Annotated in this window: 19 protein-coding genes; 12 read left to right on the forward strand and 7 right to left on the reverse strand. The window is 32.9% G+C overall.

Annotated features, from left to right (window positions below; translation table 11 throughout):
- Positions 1-23: 23 nt before the first annotated feature.
- Together Q0828_RS01115 and Q0828_RS01120 are read right to left on the reverse strand one after the other, a co-directional pair.
- Positions 24-263, reverse strand: coding sequence for a NifU family protein (locus tag Q0828_RS01115; protein ID WP_298416959.1), 240 nt, complete (start codon positions 261-263; stop codon positions 24-26).
- A 19-nt stretch (positions 264-282) separates the two neighbouring features.
- Positions 283-1410 carry an Mrp/NBP35 family ATP-binding protein gene (locus Q0828_RS01120; RefSeq protein WP_298416960.1) on the reverse strand — a complete coding sequence of 376 codons (1128 nt, stop codon included), beginning with the start codon at positions 1408-1410 and terminating at the stop codon, positions 283-285.
- Positions 1411-1701: 291 nt separating this feature from the next.
- Between Q0828_RS01120 and Q0828_RS01125 the strand changes: the two genes are divergently transcribed.
- The 6 genes from Q0828_RS01125 to Q0828_RS01150 all read left to right on the forward strand — a co-directional run bounded on the left by Q0828_RS01125 (position 1702) and on the right by Q0828_RS01150 (position 6891).
- Positions 1702-3474, forward strand: a complete 1773-nt coding sequence (locus Q0828_RS01125; RefSeq protein ID WP_298416961.1) for a tetratricopeptide repeat protein — start codon at positions 1702-1704, stop codon at positions 3472-3474.
- A gap of 102 nt (positions 3475-3576) precedes the next feature.
- Positions 3577-5319 (forward strand): helix-turn-helix domain-containing protein, encoded by a 1743-nt coding sequence (locus Q0828_RS01130; RefSeq protein WP_298416962.1) that lies wholly within the window; start codon positions 3577-3579, stop codon positions 5317-5319.
- Between the two features lie 92 nt (positions 5320-5411).
- Positions 5412-5666, forward strand: coding sequence for a hypothetical protein (locus Q0828_RS01135; protein ID WP_298416964.1), 255 nt, complete (start codon positions 5412-5414; stop codon positions 5664-5666).
- 165 nt (positions 5667-5831) lie between these two features.
- Positions 5832-6101, forward strand: coding sequence for a hypothetical protein (locus Q0828_RS01140; protein ID WP_298416966.1), 270 nt, complete (start codon positions 5832-5834; stop codon positions 6099-6101).
- A 139-nt stretch (positions 6102-6240) separates the two neighbouring features.
- Entirely contained in the window at positions 6241-6501 is a 261-nt protein-coding gene (locus Q0828_RS01145) for a hypothetical protein (RefSeq protein ID WP_298416968.1), read from the forward strand.
- Positions 6502-6633: 132 nt separating this feature from the next.
- Positions 6634-6891 (forward strand): hypothetical protein, encoded by a 258-nt coding sequence (locus Q0828_RS01150; RefSeq protein WP_298416969.1) that lies wholly within the window; start codon positions 6634-6636, stop codon positions 6889-6891.
- Between the two features lie 74 nt (positions 6892-6965).
- Here the strand turns inward: Q0828_RS01150 and Q0828_RS01155 are convergent, their stop codons facing one another.
- Genes Q0828_RS01155 through trmB form a run of 3 tightly spaced genes read right to left on the reverse strand, consistent with a single transcriptional unit; the run spans position 6966 to position 8614 of the window.
- Positions 6966-7298, reverse strand: a complete 333-nt coding sequence (locus tag Q0828_RS01155; protein WP_298416971.1) for an MGMT family protein — start codon at positions 7296-7298, stop codon at positions 6966-6968.
- Between the two features lie 9 nt (positions 7299-7307).
- The gene (locus Q0828_RS01160) at positions 7308-7940 is read right to left on the reverse strand and encodes a lysine transporter LysE (RefSeq protein ID WP_298416972.1); all 633 of its coding nucleotides are present in this window, start codon (positions 7938-7940) and stop codon (positions 7308-7310) included.
- Complete coding sequence (trmB, locus tag Q0828_RS01165; protein WP_298416973.1) at positions 7940-8614, reverse strand: tRNA (guanosine(46)-N7)-methyltransferase TrmB; 675 nt, start codon at positions 8612-8614, stop codon at positions 7940-7942. The genes Q0828_RS01160 and trmB overlap by 1 nt, the downstream gene beginning before the upstream one ends.
- 71 nt (positions 8615-8685) lie before the next feature.
- Here trmB and Q0828_RS01170 point away from each other — a divergent pair, with 71 nt between their 5' ends.
- Positions 8686-9747 carry a glycosyltransferase gene (locus Q0828_RS01170; protein WP_298416975.1) on the forward strand — a complete coding sequence of 354 codons (1062 nt, stop codon included), beginning with the start codon at positions 8686-8688 and terminating at the stop codon, positions 9745-9747.
- On the opposite strand, the gene Q0828_RS01175 is transcribed toward Q0828_RS01170, so the two are convergent.
- Positions 9721-10764: an ATP-binding protein gene (locus Q0828_RS01175; protein WP_298416976.1), complete on the reverse strand. Its 1044-nt coding sequence runs from the start codon at positions 10762-10764 to the stop codon at positions 9721-9723. The genes Q0828_RS01170 and Q0828_RS01175 overlap by 27 nt on opposite strands.
- A 3-nt stretch (positions 10765-10767) precedes the next feature.
- Positions 10768-11451 (reverse strand): response regulator transcription factor, encoded by a 684-nt coding sequence (locus Q0828_RS01180; RefSeq protein ID WP_298416978.1) that lies wholly within the window; start codon positions 11449-11451, stop codon positions 10768-10770.
- A gap of 224 nt (positions 11452-11675) precedes the next feature.
- On the opposite strand from Q0828_RS01180, the gene Q0828_RS01185 reads away from it, so the two are divergent.
- The 5 genes from Q0828_RS01185 (at position 11676) to Q0828_RS01205 (ending at position 20384) form a co-directional block, all read left to right on the forward strand.
- Positions 11676-14513 (forward strand): TonB-dependent receptor, encoded by a 2838-nt coding sequence (locus Q0828_RS01185; RefSeq protein ID WP_298416980.1) that lies wholly within the window; start codon positions 11676-11678, stop codon positions 14511-14513.
- 44 nt (positions 14514-14557) lie between these two features.
- On the forward strand, positions 14558-15754 hold the full coding sequence (locus Q0828_RS01190; RefSeq protein WP_298416982.1) for a multidrug transporter: 1197 nt from the start codon (positions 14558-14560) through the stop codon (positions 15752-15754).
- Positions 15755-15949: 195 nt separating this feature from the next.
- On the forward strand, positions 15950-17584 hold the full coding sequence (locus tag Q0828_RS01195; protein WP_298416984.1) for a T9SS type A sorting domain-containing protein: 1635 nt from the start codon (positions 15950-15952) through the stop codon (positions 17582-17584).
- Between the two features lie 94 nt (positions 17585-17678).
- Positions 17679-18656 (forward strand): acyl transferase, encoded by a 978-nt coding sequence (locus tag Q0828_RS01200; RefSeq protein ID WP_298416986.1) that lies wholly within the window; start codon positions 17679-17681, stop codon positions 18654-18656.
- 111 nt (positions 18657-18767) lie between these two features.
- Positions 18768-20384: a glutamate synthase-related protein gene (locus Q0828_RS01205; RefSeq protein ID WP_298416988.1), complete on the forward strand. Its 1617-nt coding sequence runs from the start codon at positions 18768-18770 to the stop codon at positions 20382-20384.
- The last annotated feature ends 85 nt before the right edge of the window (positions 20385-20469 follow it).

Raw genomic sequence — 20469 nt, forward strand, 5'->3', positions numbered from 1 at the left:
TGTCTTTTTATGACATTTGTCAGCTATTCAACGCTGATTACCTTTTCTATTTGTGGTACGTGCTTTTTGATCGTCATTTCAACACCTGATTTAAGCGTCATTTGATTTACACTACATCCGACGCAAGCTCCTTCTAACTGAACTTTTACCAACGTATCATTTTCAATGCCAACGAGTCTGATATCGCCACCATCGCTTTGAAGAAAAGGGCGAATTTCATCGAGTGCCTTTTCAACGTTGTCTTTTATTTCTTCACTTGTCATCTTATATTTATTTAAGTGTTTATTTTTTTACTGCTGAACATCCAGCCATTGTTGTTATTTTGATAACTTCCGTTGCTGGCAAACTTTCGTTTCTGTTTACTACTTCTTGTACCACATTTCTTGTCAATTCTTCAAAAGCAGCTTCAATGAGTGTTGCTGTTTGCATTGCAGCAGGTCGTCCAACATCACCCGCTTCACGAATACTTTGCACTAATGGAATTTCACCTAAAAATGGTACATCAATGTCTTCTGCTAGGTTTTTGGCACCTTCTTTTCCAAAGATGTAATATTTATTCTCAGGTAACTCCTCAGGAGTAAAGTACGCCATATTTTCTATAATTCCCAATACAGGAACGTTAATACTTTCCTGCTGGAACATTGCCACACCTTTTTTAGCATCTGCCAAAGCTACATTTTGCGGTGTACTTACCACAACTGCTCCCGTTAGTGGTAATGATTGCATGATACTTAGGTGAATATCTCCTGTTCCTGGAGGAAGATCTAATAAAAGAAAATCTAAATCGCCCCAAGCAGCATCGAAAATCATTTGATTTAATGCTTTGCTCGCCATAGGTCCACGCCAAACTACTGCCTGATTTGGTTTTGTAAAGAATCCTATGGAAAGAATTTTTACACCATAACTTTCTACAGGTTTCATTTTAGAAACATTGTCAACTTTTACAGCTAATGGTTTTTCTCCTTCTACATCAAACATTATTGGCATGGAAGGTCCGTAAATATCAGCATCTAAGATACCAACTTTAAAGCCCATTTTTGCTAAGGTAACTGCAATATTTGCCGTTACGGTAGATTTTCCAACACCTCCTTTTCCAGAAGCAACAGCAACAATATTTTTAATATTTGGCAATTGTTTTCCTTTTATTTGTGGTTTTTCCGGTGCCTCAACTTTTATATTTACTTTCACTTTGGCATCTGCGTATACTTTTTCACGCAATACCGAAATGATTTCAGCTTCTACTTTTTTACGCGCTTGCATTGCAGGGTTTGTGATAACAATGTCAACTACAATTTCATCTGCAAAAGTCATTATATTTCGAACTGCTCCGCTGGCTACCATATTGGCTCCTTCACCTGGAACTGTAATTGTACTTAATGCTGCTTGTATATCTTTCTTTTCTATTTTCACGGAGTTTTATTTTTATCAATAATATAAATTGATTCTAAATTGCAAATATACTGCGAAATGTTAAGAATTAGAAGCTGTTGTATTGAAATGATTGATTGTACAATATAATCTGGTTATGACTCGTTTTTTTATAAAATTTTTTGTCGAATTGTTATTTGAATTCAGTGGTCTTTGATGATTTTCTGTGTTCAAGAATGAATTAAGGCATATATTTTGATGCCAAACTAGCATCATTTTTTACAATCAAAATTTAATAACCATATCAGTTCTTCTTACTATTTTTGTGTGCTTATGAAAAAAACTTTACGATTTCCTCTGACATTTTTATTTCTATTCATTTTTACGATTTCTTTTGCTCAATTAGAAGCATCTTTTAAAATTCCCGATTCGCTCAAATCAAAGTCTTACCAAGAACTTAATGCTATTTTACTTCCTCTTGTTTTTAGACAGAAAAAATATAAAGAAGCTAAAATTTATGCGGATGTATTACTCACCAATGCTTTAAGAGAGAATAATGAATTAGAAAAGGCTAGAGCTTATAACTATTTAAGTCAAATCTATTACAACACAGGTGAATACAAAAAAGCACTTGCTGAAATCACGAAATCTATTGCCATTGCAGAAGAAAATAAGTATCATGGTAATATTTTGAAATTATTATACAGACGTAAAGGAAATTCTCTTTTTAAGTTAAGAGATTATGATGAATGTTTGAAATTTTACTTGAAGGAATTAGCAGTTGTTAAAGCTTTGAAAGATAAAAACGCCCAATTATCTATTAAATATAACATTGCATTAATAAAGCTAGATTTAGGAGATAAAAAAGGTTCTATTAAAATATTGAAGAATAACCTTAATGCGTATGATTCTCTTACCAAAGTAAATAAAATTGATTATTTAGTACAAAAAATTGAAAACCTCAGCGCATTAGGAACTAACTACACCGATTTTAATCAGTTAGATTCCGCTATGATTGTATATAGAGAAGCTTATAATTTAGCTAAAGACACACTTCCTAGAAAACTAAGTTATGTTGTTGCCGGTATTGGAAATGTGTATTCATTACAAAAAAAGAACACTGAGGCGCTTGAATATTTGAACAACGCTCAAAAGATAGCAGACTCTTTACAACAGAAAGATCTAATCCCATACATTCATTTACACAAAGGAAGAGCATATAATGGCTTAGAAAAGCATAAGGAAGCTCTTTTCTATCTTAATAAATTAGATACTCTTATCAATGATAATGACAAAGGAGATGAGTATGACTTACAGGAAAGCTATGTTTTATTAGCGAATTCATATGATGCGCTAGGTGATTACAAAAAAGCAAAGGAAAATTTTCAAAAATTTATTAGACTAGATGACGATAATGATAGTAAGAAATCTGATTTGGTTAACTCCATTTACGAGCGGTATGATTTAAAATCATTAGAAAAAGAAATTGAACATAAAGAAGTAACATTATCCAACACAAAAATTATCATCGTACTATTGAGTATTGTTATTTTATTATCTATTTTATTTTTTAGACACAGAGCTCGAGGTAATAAAAGAAAATTTGAAGCCTTGTTAAAAAGGTTAGATGATTATAAAGAGGAAGAAAAAGTAGTTGTACCAAAAATAAAGACTCCTAAAATTGATCGTAAAAAATTAATTCCAGAAGAGAAAGCGCAAGAATTATTACAAAAACTACAAAAATTAGAGGAACAAGAAATCTTTTTAGATCAAAATTGCACCATTGCTCGGCTTGCTAAAAAAATGGGGACAAATGCTTCGTATGCATCCATCATAATTAATGATTATAGACAGAAAAAATTTCCAGAATATCTTGCTGAATTACGAATTAATTATGCTACTGAACGCCTACAAGAAGACAGTAAATTTCGCTCATACACAATTAAATCTATCGCTTCCGATGTAGGATATAAGTCGCCCGAAGCCTTTTCAAAATCGTTTAAAAAGATCAATGGAATTTATCCTTCTTACTTTATCAAAAAACTGAATCAAAAAGCCCAAACTTTGAACATTGAGAACTCAATACTTAAAAACACTTGTAGCTAGGCATATTTTTTGTAGTTAAATAGAATGATTCTTGATTTTTATTTTTCAAAATATCACTAATTGAAAAATGTATTATATTCACACTTGTTATTTATTATGCATATGAAAAAAACCTTACGTTTCCCCTTTACACTATTATTTCTTTTCTTTTGTACTGTTTCTTTTGCTCAATTAGATGCATCTTTTAAAATTCCTGATTCATTAAAAGGAAAATCAAATAAAGAATTACATGCTATTATACGACCTCACATTTATAAGACTAAAACATATGCTGATGCTAAGCTTTATGTAGATGTTTTATTACTAAATGGCTTAAGAGAAAAAGATCATCTAGAACAAGCTAGAGCTTATAATTACTATTATAGAATTTTAGTAAATACAGGTTTTTCTAAAGAAGCATTAATTCAGGTTTCTAAGTCTATAGACATTGCAGAAACTAATAAATATGAAGCTGCGATTTTAAGAACATTATATGGAAATAAAGGAGTTGCTTATTTTAATTTAGGAGATTATGAAAATGCTATACATTATTATGTAAAAGAAGCAGAGCTAACGGACAATTATCATGCTGAATTAATAATTAATTATAATATAGGTTTGCTCAAGTTAAATATGGGTGATAAAAAAGACGCTTTAAAAAGATTTAAAAGTAACGATAGGGCATATGATTCTTTAATTAAGCTAGGAGAAGATGTCTTTGAAGATAAAAACCTAAATTTAATGGGTGTTGGAAAAGCATACACCTCTTTTAAAAAATTAGATTCTGCATTATACACTTACAAAGAAGCTTACAACTATAGCAAAGATAAATTTCCTGTAAATTCAGCCTTTTATTCTGGAGGTATTGGAAATGTATATTCATTACAGAAAAAATATAAAGAAGCTATTCCTTATTTAGAAATTTCCGAAAGACTCTCAGATTCTCTAATGATCGTAGAGTTGACTCCATACATTCATTTACATAAAGGAAGAGTATATAATGGATTGAAACAACACGCAAAAGCTATTGAAATTCTTAAAAAGGTAGATTCTGCAATTATCCAAGGAAAAAGAAATTCGGTAGAATTACAAGAATGTTATGCATTGCTTGCCAATTCCTACTATGCTATTAAAGATCATAAAAGCGCTACAGAAAATTATGAAAAATTTATAGCTGTTGATAGAGAAAATGATGGAAAAAAAGCTGATGTTATTAATACAATTTACAATCAATATGACTTAAAAACACTAGAAACTCAGATTAAAGATTTAGCGCAAGAAACGGATGATCAAAAACAAATGTTAAGCAGTACAAAAATTATGATCATTCTTTTAATGTTGGTCATTTTGTTCCTTTTTGGATATTATCAGTACAAAGCACGTCAAAATCAAAAGCGATTTGAAGCATTACTTAACAAATCTAAATCCCCTACTAGCGTTAAAAAATTAAAAACTGTAGCAAAAACTAAAAAGATTGATCGTAAAAAATTGATTCCAGAGGAGAAAGCGCAAGAATTACTTAAAAAATTACAAAAACTAGAACAACAAGAAGCTTTCTTGAATCAAAACTGCACCATAGCTTGGCTTGCTAAAAAAATGGGAACAAATGCTTCGTATGCATCCATCATAATTAATGATTATAGACAGAAAAAATTTCCGGAATACCTTTCAGAATTACGAATTAATTATGCTACAGAACGATTGCAAGAAGACAGCAAATTTCGTTCATATACAATTAAATCTATTGCTTCAGATGTAGGTTATAAATCAGCAGAAGCCTTTTCAAAAACGTTTAAAAAGATCAACGGCATCTATCCTTCGTATTTTATTAAAAAACTCAATCAGAAAGCACAAAACGCAGCGTGAATTCATGAATATCGACTGACTTTCCTTGCGTACACCCTATAAACACTATATGTTTGCTCCAGAATAATTCCCTTAATTAAAACAGATATATTATGAAAAAGTTAAACCTAAACAAAGTTAATATTGTATCATTAAAAAATATTCATACGATAAAAGGAGGAGATACACGTCTAGAAGATACCTATACTTGTCAATCGTGTGATCCTGATACTTATTGTTATTCTACAGGTGACACTTACGCCAATGGAGGTAACACTAATGATGGAAGAACTTTTAAATCAAACTCCCAACCTCATACACAAAATTGTAGTATGATTCTAACGGAATGTGAACTCGCAGATATGTAATAATATCCTGTTATTCTTTAAATTTGAGAATCTCCTTAAAACCCAATTTAGTTTTGGGGAGATTTCTTTTTTAAACACCTCTTACTTCTTGTAAAAAAATGAAAAGTTGTTTACTACCTAACTTCTCATGCATAAAAAAATTCCCTTAATTAAAACAAATGCATTATGAAAAAAATGAAAAAGTTAAACTTAAACAAAGTACGTATTGTATCACTGAGAAATTTACAAAAAATTAATGGTGGTACAAATGCAAATCCGCCAACTATTATTAGTTTACAATCTTGTGATCCAAATATCGATTGTGAATCAACTGGAGATACATATAGTGGAGGAAATAATGGTGATGGTGGTCGAACATTCAAATCAGGTACTGAAAATCCTCAATCGCATACCTGTAGTATGATCCTAACAGAATGTGAACTTGCAGATATGTAATCGCAATCTCAATCGTTAAGTTTAAGAGTTTTCTTAAACATCAACAACACTAAATATCAAAATTTCATATATATGAACACACAATAGCATGACATGTGTTTATCATAAAAACATTCCCCTTAATTAAAACAAGTACATTATGAAAAAAATCAAAAAATTAAACTTAAACAAAATCAGTATTGTATCATTAAAAAATTCGCAAATACTAAAAGGTGGTAACACACTTAATGATGACAAATACACTGATTTTTGTACAGATACAAACATTGAAGACACCTGTAAATCTACAGGAGCAACACGTAGTGCAGGAAGTGACGGTGGCGAAACATTTGGCTACATTCCACCTCACACTCAAACATGCAGCGCAGTTTTTACAGAATGTGAACTCGCAGATATCTAATAGCAATCTCATTTGTTAAGTTTAAGAATTTCCTTAAACATCAACAATACTAAATATCAAATTTCATATATGTGAACACACGATAGTTGTGTTTGTCATAAAAAAAATCCCCTTAATTAAAACAAGTACATTATGAAAAAGATCAAAAAATTAAGCTTAAACAAAGTACGTATTGTATCATTAAAAAATTCACAAACACTAAAAGGTGGTAACACACTTAATGATGATAAATACACTGACTTTTGTACAAATACAAACATTGAAGACACCTGTAAATCTACAGGAGCAACACGTAGTGCAGGAAGTGACGATAGTGGTAGTGGAACATTTAGAGCACAAACACAAACATGTAGCATGGTCTTAACAGAATGTGAACTCGCAGATATGTAATAGTATCCTGTTATTCTTTAAATTTGAGAATCTCCTTGAGACGTACACGTTGCGTTTATGGGAGATTTCTTTTTTTATAATTCTTTAGCAGGATCCCAAAAGTATTTTTCAAGATTTTGAATTTGATTATCAATAACCTCAACACCTTCACTTTCTAATAATTGCTGCATTAAGTTTGTTCCTTGAAAATGATGTTTTCCTGTCAAGAGACCTTTTCTATTTACCACTCTATGTGCATGTACATCTTCGTATTTTCCAGAACTATTCATTGCCCAACCAACCATTCGCGCACTTCTAGCAGCGCCCAAATATTTAGCAATAGCACCGTAACTGGTGACACGTCCATACGGAATTAGGCGTGCAACTTCATATACACGTTCAAAAAAGTTTTGATTTTCAGGTTTCATAAGCAGTTTTTATGATTTGAAGAAGATACGAATGAGCGTAATAATTACCAAAACAAGCATTAAAATACTTAAAATGTAATCTGAATGTTTTGAGAATTTCCCTGAACTTGATTGCGATTTATCAAAGTAAAAAACATACATATACAACATTGCAAATGTCCCCAATCCTGCCGCTAAAACAAACACAATTATATATGCAACGGTGAATTCCATTAAGCCCGATACATTCCATAAAGCATTCAATCCTGCAAAGTATGGAATTGGTAGTACATTTAGTGTCGCTAAAAAGATTCCTTTAAAAAAACTACCTTTTTTACTCACCTTTACCATTCGGATTCGTTTTTCCTTTTTCTTCTTCGCAATAATAAAAAAGTAGATTCCCAACAGTCCAAATATAACTAGCGCAACTTTTAACAAGGTATCAATAACTTCTCTGTTTTTGTAGAGATATTTTGATATTAGTACAGCTATAAAAGCTTGGATGACTACAATTAATGCAGCTCCAACAGAAAAAATAACTCCGTTCATTTTCCCTTTTTGCGTGCTTATTTTTGCCGCAGTAATATTAATCAACCCTGGCGGCACAACACCTAAAAGTGCAGCCGAAAAAGTGATAAAAAAGAGAATAATGAAATCAGTCATTACTTAATTTTGAAGTGAATATAAGTAATAGGTTTATTTACTTCCAAATATTGTGACTCATAAAATGTTTGAATTTCAGTTACTTCTTCTGGACTTCCTTCATTTTTATACACATCATGATTTGCATATAAAACTTCGTGTCCTGCACCATGCAAGAGTCCAAGCGTATATCCATGCATAAATTCGCTGTCTGTTTTTAAATGCACAGTTCCTTCTACATTTAATACTTTTTTGTAGCGCGCCAAGAAAGCTTCATTGGTCATTCTATGCTTTGTGCGCTTATATTTTATTTGTGGATCAGGAAATGTAATCCAAATTTCAGATACTTCATTTTCTTCAAATAAGCCTTCAATCAACTCAATTTGAGTTCTAATAAAGGCAACATTGTTCATTCCATCTTCTGTAGCAGTTTTTGCACCACGCCAAAATCGAGCTCCTTTAATATCGATTCCTATAAAGTTCTTTTCTGGAAACTTTTTTGCTAATGCAACACTGTATTCTCCTTTTCCACAGCCCAATTCCAATACAATTGGCGCATCATTTTTGAAAAAATCTGTATTCCATTTTCCTTTAAATGGAAATTCATTTGCTACAATTTCTTCACGCGTAGGCTGAATTACATTCGAAAATGTATCGTTTTCCCTAAAGCGTTTGAGTTTGTTTTTACTTCCCACAATAATTTCTTAATATTTTGACAAAACTAAGGAAATCTTACAGACCTTCTAATATTCTTATCTTTGATTTTATGAAGAATTCCAAAACTATCCTTGTTGCCCCATTAAATTGGGGTTTAGGACATGCCACACGTTGTATTCCTATCATACGTGCGTTACTTGCTCATAATTTCACTCCTGTATTAGCTTCTGATGGTATTGCATTACAATTATTACAGAAAGAATTTCCAAGCTTAGAAACGATTACACTTCCAGATTATCAAATTGAATATGCAAAAAAAGGTAAGAATTTTAAGTTTAAAATCATTAAAGATTCTCCTAAAATGCTGAAAGCGATCGCTAAAGAGCGAAAGATTGTGAAGAAATTGGTGAAAGAACGTGATTTTTGCGGAATTATCTCAGACAATCGTTTAGGTGTATATAGTAAAAAAGTACCTTCTGTTTTTATTACACACCAAATCAATGTATTAAGTGGAAAAACTACTTGGCTCAGCAGTAAAATCCATCAATTAATTATTAAAAAATTTCATCAATGTTGGGTTCCTGATGTTGCCGAAAAACCAAATCTTTCTGGAAAATTAGGACATCTTAAAAGAGACACATTACCTTTAAAATATATTGGTCCACTAAGTCGTTTGCATTCGCAAGAATTACCAATGGTGTATGATTTAATGGTTATTTTATCTGGCCCAGAACCACAACGCACTATGCTGGAGGAAAAATTATTTGAAGAAGTAAAACACTATTCTGGAAAAGTAATTTTTGTTCGTGGAAAGATTGAAGCTAAGCAAGAACACTTTCAGTTTTTAAATTGTGAAGTGTATAATTTTATGCAAAGTGAACAACTCGAAAAAGCTTTTAATGAAAGCGCTATGGTATTGAGTAGATCGGGATATACAACTGTAATGGACTTAGCTAAGCTTGAAAAGAAAGCCTTTTTTATTCCAACTCCAGGACAGTTTGAACAAGAATATCTTGCGGAACGTTTGGAAAAACAACAATTGGTTCCGACAGCTACGCAAGACAATTTTTCTATTGATCAATTAACTAGAGTAAACGATTTTAAAGGATTGAGCAGTTTAAGCTATGTAGAAGATTACGAAGATTTATTCAGTCTTTTCCAAAGTAAATGAAAATTCTGAACCAACATCTGCTTCACTTTCTACATAAATTTTTTCGTTGTGTGCTTCAATGATGTGTTTTACAATAGAAAGTCCTAAACCAGAACCACCTTCATGGCGTGCACGACTTTTATCTACACGATAAAAACGTTCAAAAAGTCGTGGAATGTTTTCTTGCTCAATACCTTCTCCGTTATCGGTAACACGAACAATGACTTTATTCCGAATTAAGTTTTCAATACTTATTTCTGTAGTACCATTTTCACGTCCGTATTTAATAGAGTTTACAATTAAATTTGTAAGTACTTGTTGAATCCGTTCTTTATCTGCTGAAACTATAATTGGATTGGCATAATTCATATCAAAAGCTAGTGAAATTTGCTTCTTGGCAGCTTTCATTTCTAACAAATCAAATACATTTTGCACCAATTCTATAATATCAAAATCTTCAACATGAAGGTTTAAATCTCCAGCTTCAAGCTTTGTAATCATATCTAAATCTTTCACAATATAGATCAAACGTTCAACACCTTTTCCTGCTCTGTTTAGATACTTTTTACGAATGTTTTTATCATTCATTGCACCATCTAACAAGGTTAAAATATATCCTTGCACCGTAAATAATGGCGTTTTTAACTCATGCGAAACATTACCAATAAACTCTTTCCTATAATTTTCTCGAATCTTTAAGGTTTCAATTTCCAACTTCTTATTTGTAGCAAACTTTTCAATTTCTTTTGTCAACGTTGCCATATCCGTGGTTATTGGATGATTTTGAAAATCGCTAACATCTAAGAGTGTTACATCATCATAAATTCGTTTTACACGTCTATATATAAATCGTTCTACTCTAAATTGTATGATAAAGAAGCAAAATGTGAAACATAATGCCATAAACAATATAGGAACCACAAAATTTGTGATTCCAAAAAAATAAAGTAATGCTACAAGTATCGACGTTGTAAATAAAGTTATATATAACGAAGATCGTAAGGCGAATTTATAGGATTTTCTGAGTTTTCTAGCCATATATTATTGTACATACTTGTACCCTACACCTTTTACAGTTTTAAAGTGGTTTTCTCCAATTTTCTCTCTCAGTTTACGAATGTGTACATCAATGGTTCTTCCTCCAACAATTACTTCATTACCCCAAACTTTATCCAAAATTTCTTCTCTTTTGAACACTTTTCCAGGACGAGATGCTAATAAAGATAATAATTCAAATTCTTTTCTTGGCAAGATAATTTCTTCGCCATCTTTTTCAATTTTATACTCTTCTCTATTGATTACAATATTACCAACTGTAACAATTTGAGCATTTTCTTCTTCCTTCTTAAGTCTACGTAATAAAGCTTTTACTTTACTTACTAAAACTTTTGGCTTAATTGGTTTTGTAATATAATCATCTGCGCCAGCGTCAAAACCTGCAACTTGTGAATAATCTTCTCCACGCGCTGTTAAAAATGTAATAATCGTATTGGCAAGGTTTGTATCTTTTCTAATATTCTCACAAGCTTCAATTCCATCCATTTCTGGCATCATTACATCCATAATGATTAAATGTGGTTTTACTTTTTTTGCTTTTGCAATAGCTTCTACACCATTCGCTGCTGTTGAGATTTGATATCCTTCAGATGATAAATTATACCCTACAATTTCTAGTATATCTGGCTCATCATCAACGAGTAATATTTTAATATCCTTTTTTTTCATTCGTGTGTGTGTTTAGATTTAAGTAGTTGATTTTGTTTTTATTAAACAATAACTATGCATTGTTTCAACACTTCAAAAGTAAAGATAAAATTAAATATTGAAAGCAGTTAACACTCATTTAATATGATAACATTAAGCTAACATACATATTACAAAGTTTTAACTTGCAAGTAACATCATCTTTACACCTCTCTCATTTCTTTGCCAGAGAAATAAAAACCTAGATGAGACAAAAAATTACATTTACGATTCTCCTATTAATCACTTGCTTTTTAGGATATGCACAAAACGGAACTATTGCCGGAAAAGTGCAAGATAAAGAAGTTAATAATGATCCCTTACCGTTTGCTAATATTTCTATTAAAGGAACAACTAAAGGAACAACTTCTGATTTTGATGGTTTATACCAAATTCAAAACGTGGAACCAGGAACATATACATTGGTGTTTAGTTTTGTTGGATACGAAACAAGAGAAATTCCTAATGTAGTTGTAAATCCTGGAAAAATTACAACTGTAGATATCATCTTAGGTGCAAATGCTGCAAGTTTAGATGCTGTTGTTATTGAAGCTACAACACGTAAAGTATCAGAAGCGTCTTTATTATTAGAACAAAAGAAAGCCGTTGACATTAGACAAAGTATTGGTGCTGAAGAATTGGCTAGAAAAGGTGTGAGCGATGCTGCTGGCGCCGTAACTAAGATTTCTGGTGTTTCTAAACAAGAAGGTTCAAGTAACGTATATGTACGTGGATTGGGAGATCGCTACTTAAACACAACTTTTAACGGATTGCCTTTACCATCAAACGATATTAACAAAAAGAACATTGAATTAAGCTTATTTGCTTCTGATGTAATTGAAAACGTTTCTATTAGCAAAGCATTCTCTTCTAAACAATACGGAGATTTTGCTGCTGGTAATGTAAATATTGATTCTAAAGATTATAAAGGAAAAGGATATTTAGATGCTTTCGTTGGAACAAGTATAAATACAAACGCTATTGGAGAAAACTTTGTAGTAAGTGAAGGTTCTGGATTCTTTGGAGATTATGCAAGACATAATCAAAATCCGTTCGCTGTCATTTTATCACACGGAGTTGATCCAGAAGACGTAAGTGCTCCAATCAATGTAAGTTTCGGAATTTCTGGAGGAAAATCATGGAGTTTTGAAAATGATTCTCGCTTAAGTGTTTTCGGTACAGTTTCTTTTGAAAATGGATATGAATACAGAAGAGGTGAAGCAACAGACTTTACAACAGTAGAAAAGAAAGCTTTCCAAGATGCAGAAGAGTTTGAATACAGCACTACAACAACTGCAATGGGAACTCTTAATTATAAAATAGATGATAAGAATAAGGTAAAACTCAATTCATTATTCATCAACAGTTCTACAAATGAAGTTGGATACTTTGGTATTGATGGAAAAGGAAGAAACAGAGATGCTATTTTAAATACTGATGAAGGTTTTTACCAAATGAATGCACAGTTTGATCAAAACCAAGTATATGTAAACCAGTTAATCGGTAATCATAAATCAGGGAAATTTGAAGTAGACTGGGCAGCTGGATACAATGTAGTATATGCAAAGCAACCTGATCGTAAACGTATCAGTATTGAAAACTATCAATTTGCATTAGACAACGATCCTACTACAAATCCAACATTTTTTAGTAACGTAGATTATGACAACCAACGTTACTTTCAAGATATTGATGATACAGAGTTTAACGGACGTTTAAACCTAAGTTACGAAGCAAATGAAAACTTTAAGCTAAACTTAGGATACAATGCTAGAAGCAAAGAACGTGATTTCGAAAACATAAGATATGGATATGACATTGTTGATTCTGACTTTGCCATTGCTGATGTTAACAACTTAAATAATGTATTTACACCATCAAATTTAAACCTAACTTCAGGTGGAATTTATGAAATAAAAGTTATCAATACATTCCCTGGATTAAACAACACTAACAGACCTGGATCAGCCGAAAACACATACAAAGGTAATTTAGATTTATTTGCTGGATATGCTGATGCTGAAATCAAAACAGGTAAATGGTTAATTGTTCCAGGAGTTCGTTTTGAATCATTTGACCAAAGTATTGCATACGATGTAATTAACTTAGGAAACAATGGAAACTCTAGCAGAAGCGCATACGAAAACTTCATCTTACCAAGTTTAAATGTTAAATACGCACTAACAGAAGAGCAAAACCTTCGTTTCTCTGCAAGTAGAACAGTTTCATTACCTGAATTTAAAGAAACTGCTCCTTTTGTATACATTGATGTAACGAACAGAATTGGTGGTAACCCAGATTTGTTAGGAGCTACAGACGCTTCATTCATCAACGTAAGTGACAAATCATACTCAAACGTAATCAACCTTGATTTAAAATATGAGTGGTTCTTTGGAAAAGGAGAAATCTTCTCTGTATCTGCTTTCGCAAAACAAATTTCTGACCCTGTAAACCGAGTAGTTGCCTTTGACGCTACAGGAACACAACGTTATTTCAGAACTGGAGAACAAGCAGATGTATATGGAGTTGAAATTGAAATTAGAAAAAACTTATTACAAAATGAAGAAGAGGAAACTTTACTTTCTGCAGGTTTGAATACAACATTCATGCATACAGAACAAGATTTATTTGATGTAATTCAAGGAACATACAGTGTAAACTTTAGAAGCAATTCTGAACAATTACAAGGTGCTTCTCCATTCATCATTAATGCAGATGTGAGCTATTCACCTACATTTGGAAGCTACAAACCAACAGGGAATTTAGTATTCTCATACTTTGCTGACAGAATTGACGCTTTAGGATCTGGACAATTAGGAAATATCATTGAAAAATCGGTACCAACTTTAGATTTTATTTTAAAGAATAAAATTACAGACAACTTTGAGGTAAACTTCAGCATAAAGAACATTTTAAACCCAGATATCAAGTTTGTTCGTGAAACTAGTGGCGGAGACGTATTAGTAACATCTACAAACGGAAAAGGTGTTTCTGGATTTGACAGAGGAAGAAACATAGGATTACAATTAAAATACAAATTTTAACAGACAAACACAATTAAGAAATTACAATTAAAACACAAAACACAATGAAAAATCGCTTAATATTTGGACTTGCACTTTTAGGAGCTTTAGCTTTAACTTCATGTGCCTCAGATGACACTGCTGACATCAACATTACTGATAATAGTGTTACTAACAACACGACAACTGGTGGTGGAAATACAGGTACTCAAACTATCTTTTTATCAGGAACATACACCGAAGATTTAACATTAGACGCAAACAACGATTATGTTGTAAACGGATCTTTAATCATGGCATCTGGAACTACATTAACAATTCCTCCATGTATGACTATTGAGGCATTAGCTGCTGGATCTGATGTATATATAGCTATCTCTCAAGGAGCTAAAATTGACGCACAAGGAACTGCTGATTGCCCAATTGTATTTACATCGAATGCTTCTGCACCTGCTGCTGGAGACTGGGGAGGATTAATTATCTTAGGTAGTGCACCTATCAACTCTGTTGCTGGAAATGCAACTGCAACTTCTGAAATTGCTAGTTTACCTTACGGAGGAACTATTGCTAATGACGACTCAGGAATTTTACGTTATGTACGTGTACAATATTCAGGTGGATCTGCTGATGGACAATCAGAAAACAATGGAGTATCTTTCTACGGAGTTGGAAACCAAACAACTGTAGAATATGTTCAAGTATTTGAAGGAAAAGATGACGGTTTTGAATTCTTTGGTGGAACAGTAAATGCTGACTACATTTCTGTAGTAAATGCACAAGATGATTCTATTGACTGGACAGAAGGATATACGGGAACAATTACAAATGCATATGTAAAGCACGGAGCTGATCATGACAAGGGAATTGAAGCTGATGGTTTCAATACGGATATCGGAAACAACTCAAGTCCTATCTACTTCTCTGCTCCAACAGTAAACAACCTTACAATTGTAGGTTTAGGATCAGGAACAAGTAGTGAAGCTATTCGTTTAAGAGCTGGAACAAGAGCTACTTTTACAAACGTTTCTTTAGAAGGATATGCAGAAGGATTTGACTTAGATGGAAACAGCACTGACAGTCCTACAGGAGCTGGAGTTACTGCTGGAGAAACTACTGTAACTAACATCTTATTCACTGATATTACTTTAAAAGTAAAGAATGATACAGGAGTTATGTTTGTTGATGCTGACTGGATTTCTGGTGACGGAAACGGAACTGGAACTGACTACGCTACATGGGGAGCTGGTTGGACAGTACAGTAACAAACTGACTTACAAAAACATATCTAAAAAAAGACATCTTTACGTAAAAGGTGTCTTTTTTTATACCAATACTATATTAACGCTTTTGTTATCAAATGGTTAAAACAACGTACAAATACGTAAGTCTACTTCGCTAATTCGACTTCTTTTGTATATTTGTAACATATATTATTAAAAATAGTTAAAATATAACGTATGACTAAAAATTACTTATTACTGATTGCTTTATTAATTTCTTCTTTGTCTTTTGGACAAATTGTAACAAATGGAGATTTTGAAAGCTGGACAGGTGGCGTTTTAGACACTTGGACAAGTGAAACGGGAACAACTGTAGAACAAGAAACTACAATTGTAAATGGAGGTGCAAATGCTGCTAAGTTTACAGTAACTACACAATCACAAGGAAGTACTGATTTCAGACAAACAGTTAATGTGGAAGCAGGGAAAACATATGATGTAAGTGTATGGGTATATCAAGCTGACAATGCTGCAAGAGCTCGTTTATTTGTAGATGGATACCAAGGATACTCTGATCCTGACAATTTAAATGCATGGCAAGAAGTTACATATGAATATAGTGCTACTGCTACAGGAACAATTGACATAGGACTTCGTTTTTATGACATTTCTAGTAACTGGGCAGCTGCAGGAAACATGTCTGTAATTTATATTGATGACTACTCAGTAACTGAGCAAGTTACAACAGTACCATCTGTAACTATTACAGCTCCAACAGCTTCTTCATTTGCACCAGGAACTACTAGTGTAGATGTTGAATACGTAACACAAAATGTGAACCTTGTAATGCCTGGAAGCTTTGTAAATGTTACTGTAAATATGAACCCAACTGATACAGATGTTTCTTCTCCTTATACAATTCCTACTATGAATGGAGGTATGTATGATGTTACTGTAGAATTATATGACAACAACATGTTAGTTGATACTAAAATGATTTCTTTCTCTATTGGAAGTGAAACGCAAGTAGCTAGCATTACAGAGTTACGTGCTGGTACAGTTGGTGACTACTACGAATTAACTGGTGAAGCTATCATCTCTTACATTGTAACTGATGGAACAAGAAATCAAAAATATATTCAAGATGGTGCAGCTGGAATCTTAATTGATGATACAGCCGGAACATTAAGTGCTCCTTTAAACATCGGAGACGGAATCATTGGATTAAAAGGTCAATTATCTCAATTTAGTGGTGTATTACAATTTGTACCTTCTGAAAACGTACCTGGAGCTTCTTCTACAGGAAATACAGTTTCTCCAATTGATGTAACAGTTACTGAATTAGCAACAAATGGTGAAACATACGAAAGTAGATTAATTAGACTTATTGATGGTACTTTTGATGCTGGTGATGTTGGTACAATGTTTACTGACAATACAAACTATACAATTACTACAGTTGGAGGAACAGATACTACTGTATGTAGAGTTGCTTTTGGCGATGAAGATCTTATCGGAACTACAATTCCTGGAACTCACGTTAACATTATTGGTTTAGGTGGTGAGTTCAACGGAACATACCAAGTATTCCCAAGATACGCTAGTGATATTGAAGATGCTTTAAGCACAGAAGAATTTGGAACAACTACAACATTCAGCATGTATCCAAATCCTGCTAACGGAACTACTGTAACAATCGCTTCTGCTACAAACAGCACAAAAGAAGTAAAAGTATACAGCATTATCGGAAAGCAAGTAATCAATACTAAAATTACAAACACATTAAACATTGCTGATTTACAATCAGGAATCTATGTAGTTCAAATTACAGAAAATGGTAAATCTGCCACTAAAAAATTAGTGATCAAGTAATTTTACCAAACACATAACAGACAAAAAAGCATCTTGAAATTTCAAGATGCTTTTTTTATTATTTTAAGTACTTTTGTGCTTTCAGAACACACCAATGAATTCCAACACTATTTTCAATATATCCAACGATGCCGATTTTGAAGCACTGACATTTCAGACCTTTAAACATCAATTTGAAAATAATAGTACCTATCGTTCATTTTGCGATTTACTATACAAACATCCAAGCGATATCAAACGTATTGAAGATATTCCTTTTCTTCCGATAGAATTCTTTAAATCGCATGAAATTGTCTCCAATAAAAACACCATTCAAGAAACATTTACAAGCTCAGGAACTACAGGAAGCACGCCTAGTAAACATCATGTTACAGATTTACTACTATATGAAAAAAGCTACCTAAAAGGATTTACACATTTTTATGGAAACGTTGAAGAGTATGTAATTTTAGCTTTATTGCCGAATTATTTAGAACGCACTGGCTCTTCCCTAACCTATATGGTAAATGATCTTATTAAACGTAGTAAACAAGAGGAAAGTGGTTTTTATTTGCATGATTTAAAAGGACTCTCAGAAAAACTGATTCAACTAGATCAACAAGGAAAGAAAGTGCTCTTAATTGGTGTTTCTTTTGCATTATTAGATTTGACTGAAACGTCTCAATTCAATCTAAAACATACTACCATTATGGAAACCGGAGGTATGAAAGGACGACGAAAAGAAATGATTCGTACAGAATTACATCAACTACTTTGTGAAGGTTTTGGCGTAGCTGAAATACATTCAGAATATGGCATGACCGAATTGTTATCACAAGGATATTCCAAAGGAAACGGCATCTTTGAAACACCACCTTGGATGAAACTCTACACACGCGATCCTGAAGATGCACTTACACTCCAACTCAATGGCAAGTCTGGCGGAATTAACGTTATCGATTTGGCTAACAGAAACTCCTGTTCATTTATTGCCACCCAAGATTTAGGGAAAGTTTATACCAATGGAACCTTTGAAATCATTGGTCGTTTTGATCATTCCGACATAAGAGGTTGTAACTTAATGGTATTTTAAGCTTACTGAAAATACCATTTGTAATCAACCAACTATTCCTACGACATAATTATTAAAATAATAACCTATCTTCATAGGTAGTTATAAACCAAATAATCAACCTCTAAAAATATGTCGAATACACTCATAGAAATTGCTAAAATTTCTGAACTTAAAGAAAAAGAACCTACACACGCATTAGTCCTCAACACCGACTTAGTTATTATAAAATTTAAAGAAAACATCTCTATCCTTTATGGACGATGTTTGCATCGTGGCGCACTAATGTCTGATGGTTTTATACAAGGAAATAACCTCATCTGCGGACTGCACGGTTGGGATTACAGATATGATACAGGTGTAAGCGAATATAATGACGAAGAAAAATTACACAAATTCACAACACATATACATAACGATACTTTATCAGTAGATAAAGCCGAAATTGAAGCCTTTCAAACTGAACATCCACAACCATTTAAACGTGATGAATATCTTGGCACATATGCAGATACACATCCAGAAGCTACCGAACCATATACAGGTTTTATAAAAGCATTAGCCAAAGACGGACTAAAAAACTACGGACATCACGGACCTTCCTCTTCTATGGGAGTTGATAGAAATACTTTGCCAAAATGGGAAGACATACAATTTTTACCTGCACAACTTTCTAAAAGACCTTTGTTAGATCATGACAACGTAAATACACAAGTAGTTATTGGCGCTAAAGCGAAAAAACCATTGCAGTTAGAAATGCCCATTTTCGTATCTGATATGAGTTTTGGTGCCTTATCTCGAGAAGCCAAAGTAGCATTATCAAAAGGAGCTGAATTAAGCGGCACAGGAATTTGCTCAGGTGAAGGAGGAATGTTACCAGAAGAACAAGCAAGTAATTCACGCTATTTCTATGAATTAGCTTCTGGGAAATTTGGCTTTTCTTGGGACAAAGTAAAAAAAGCACAAGCATTTCATTTTAAAGGTGGACAAGGAGCAAAAACAGGAACAGGTGGACATTTACCAGGCAGTAAAGTAACCAAAGAAATTGCAGAAGTTCGAGGACTTAAAGAAGGAGAATCAGCAATTTCTCCAGCAGCATTTCCTGATTTATTTACCGTAAATGACTTCAAAGATTTTGCAGAAGAAGTACGCACACAAACAGGCGGAATTCCCATTGGATTTAAAATTGCTGCAAGTAGAATTGAAGATGATATTGATTTTGCTTTAGCAGTTGGTGTAGACTATATTATTTTAGATGGTCGCGGTGGCGGAACAGGTTCGGCTCCGAACATTTTACGAGACAATATCAATGTTCCTACAATTCCTGCTTTAGCCAGAGCTAGAAAACACTTAGACAAAGTTGGCGCAAAAGAGGTAACTTTAGTCATTACAGGAGGTTTGCGTGTAGCAGAAGATTTTGCCAAAGCTATGATGCTTGGCGCAGATGCTATTGCTGTTTCAAACGCAGCTTTACAAGCCATTGGTTGTTTAGGAATGCGCGCATGTGGAAGTAATAACTGTCCTGTTGGAATTGCTACACAAAAACAAAATTTACGTGCCCGACTCATCATTGATCAATCTGCAAAGCAATTATACAACTTCTTTTCAGCTTCTAATGATTTGTTAAAAGTAGTTGCCAGATCGTGTGGACATGATGATATTAAGAAATTTAACTTTTCTGATTTAAGTACACTCAATTTAGAAATGCACAGACTTACTGGGATACAATATGCAGGTATAAATCTGTAAATAAAATTATATTGAAAGGTTTACAAATAATATTCGACTCAATTAACGAGATATTTCATCTCTAATTAGTTTAGTTATTTAATGA

The sequence above is a fragment of the uncultured Kordia sp. genome (genome assembly GCF_947496985.1).
Taxonomy (GTDB): Bacteria; Bacteroidota; Bacteroidia; order Flavobacteriales; family Flavobacteriaceae; genus Kordia.

What these genes read in the sequence shown, in the direction of transcription:
- Q0828_RS01115 (WP_298416959.1), bottom strand. Translation starts at nt 263, where the DNA reads ATGACAAGTGAAGAAATAAAAGACAACGTTGAAAAGGCACTCGATGAA.
- Q0828_RS01195 (WP_298416984.1), top strand. Translation starts at nt 15,950, where the DNA reads ATGACTAAAAATTACTTATTACTGATTGCTTTATTAATTTCTTCTTTG.
- Q0828_RS01150 (WP_298416969.1), top strand. Translation starts at nt 6,634, where the DNA reads ATGAAAAAGATCAAAAAATTAAGCTTAAACAAAGTACGTATTGTATCA.
- Q0828_RS01190 (WP_298416982.1), top strand. Translation starts at nt 14,558, where the DNA reads ATGAAAAATCGCTTAATATTTGGACTTGCACTTTTAGGAGCTTTAGCT.
- Q0828_RS01180 (WP_298416978.1), bottom strand. Translation starts at nt 11,451, where the DNA reads ATGAAAAAAAAGGATATTAAAATATTACTCGTTGATGATGAGCCAGAT.
- Q0828_RS01185 (WP_298416980.1), top strand. Translation starts at nt 11,676, where the DNA reads ATGAGACAAAAAATTACATTTACGATTCTCCTATTAATCACTTGCTTT.
- Q0828_RS01130 (WP_298416962.1), top strand. Translation starts at nt 3,577, where the DNA reads ATGAAAAAAACCTTACGTTTCCCCTTTACACTATTATTTCTTTTCTTT.
- Q0828_RS01200 (WP_298416986.1), top strand. Translation starts at nt 17,679, where the DNA reads ATGAATTCCAACACTATTTTCAATATATCCAACGATGCCGATTTTGAA.
- Q0828_RS01125 (WP_298416961.1), top strand. Translation starts at nt 1,702, where the DNA reads ATGAAAAAAACTTTACGATTTCCTCTGACATTTTTATTTCTATTCATT.
- Q0828_RS01175 (WP_298416976.1), bottom strand. Translation starts at nt 10,764, where the DNA reads ATGGCTAGAAAACTCAGAAAATCCTATAAATTCGCCTTACGATCTTCG.
- Q0828_RS01160 (WP_298416972.1), bottom strand. Translation starts at nt 7,940, where the DNA reads ATGACTGATTTCATTATTCTCTTTTTTATCACTTTTTCGGCTGCACTT.
- Q0828_RS01170 (WP_298416975.1), top strand. Translation starts at nt 8,686, where the DNA reads ATGAAGAATTCCAAAACTATCCTTGTTGCCCCATTAAATTGGGGTTTA.
- Q0828_RS01135 (WP_298416964.1), top strand. Translation starts at nt 5,412, where the DNA reads ATGAAAAAGTTAAACCTAAACAAAGTTAATATTGTATCATTAAAAAAT.
- Q0828_RS01145 (WP_298416968.1), top strand. Translation starts at nt 6,241, where the DNA reads ATGAAAAAAATCAAAAAATTAAACTTAAACAAAATCAGTATTGTATCA.
- Q0828_RS01205 (WP_298416988.1), top strand. Translation starts at nt 18,768, where the DNA reads ATGTCGAATACACTCATAGAAATTGCTAAAATTTCTGAACTTAAAGAA.
- Q0828_RS01155 (WP_298416971.1), bottom strand. Translation starts at nt 7,298, where the DNA reads ATGAAACCTGAAAATCAAAACTTTTTTGAACGTGTATATGAAGTTGCA.
- Q0828_RS01140 (WP_298416966.1), top strand. Translation starts at nt 5,832, where the DNA reads ATGAAAAAAATGAAAAAGTTAAACTTAAACAAAGTACGTATTGTATCA.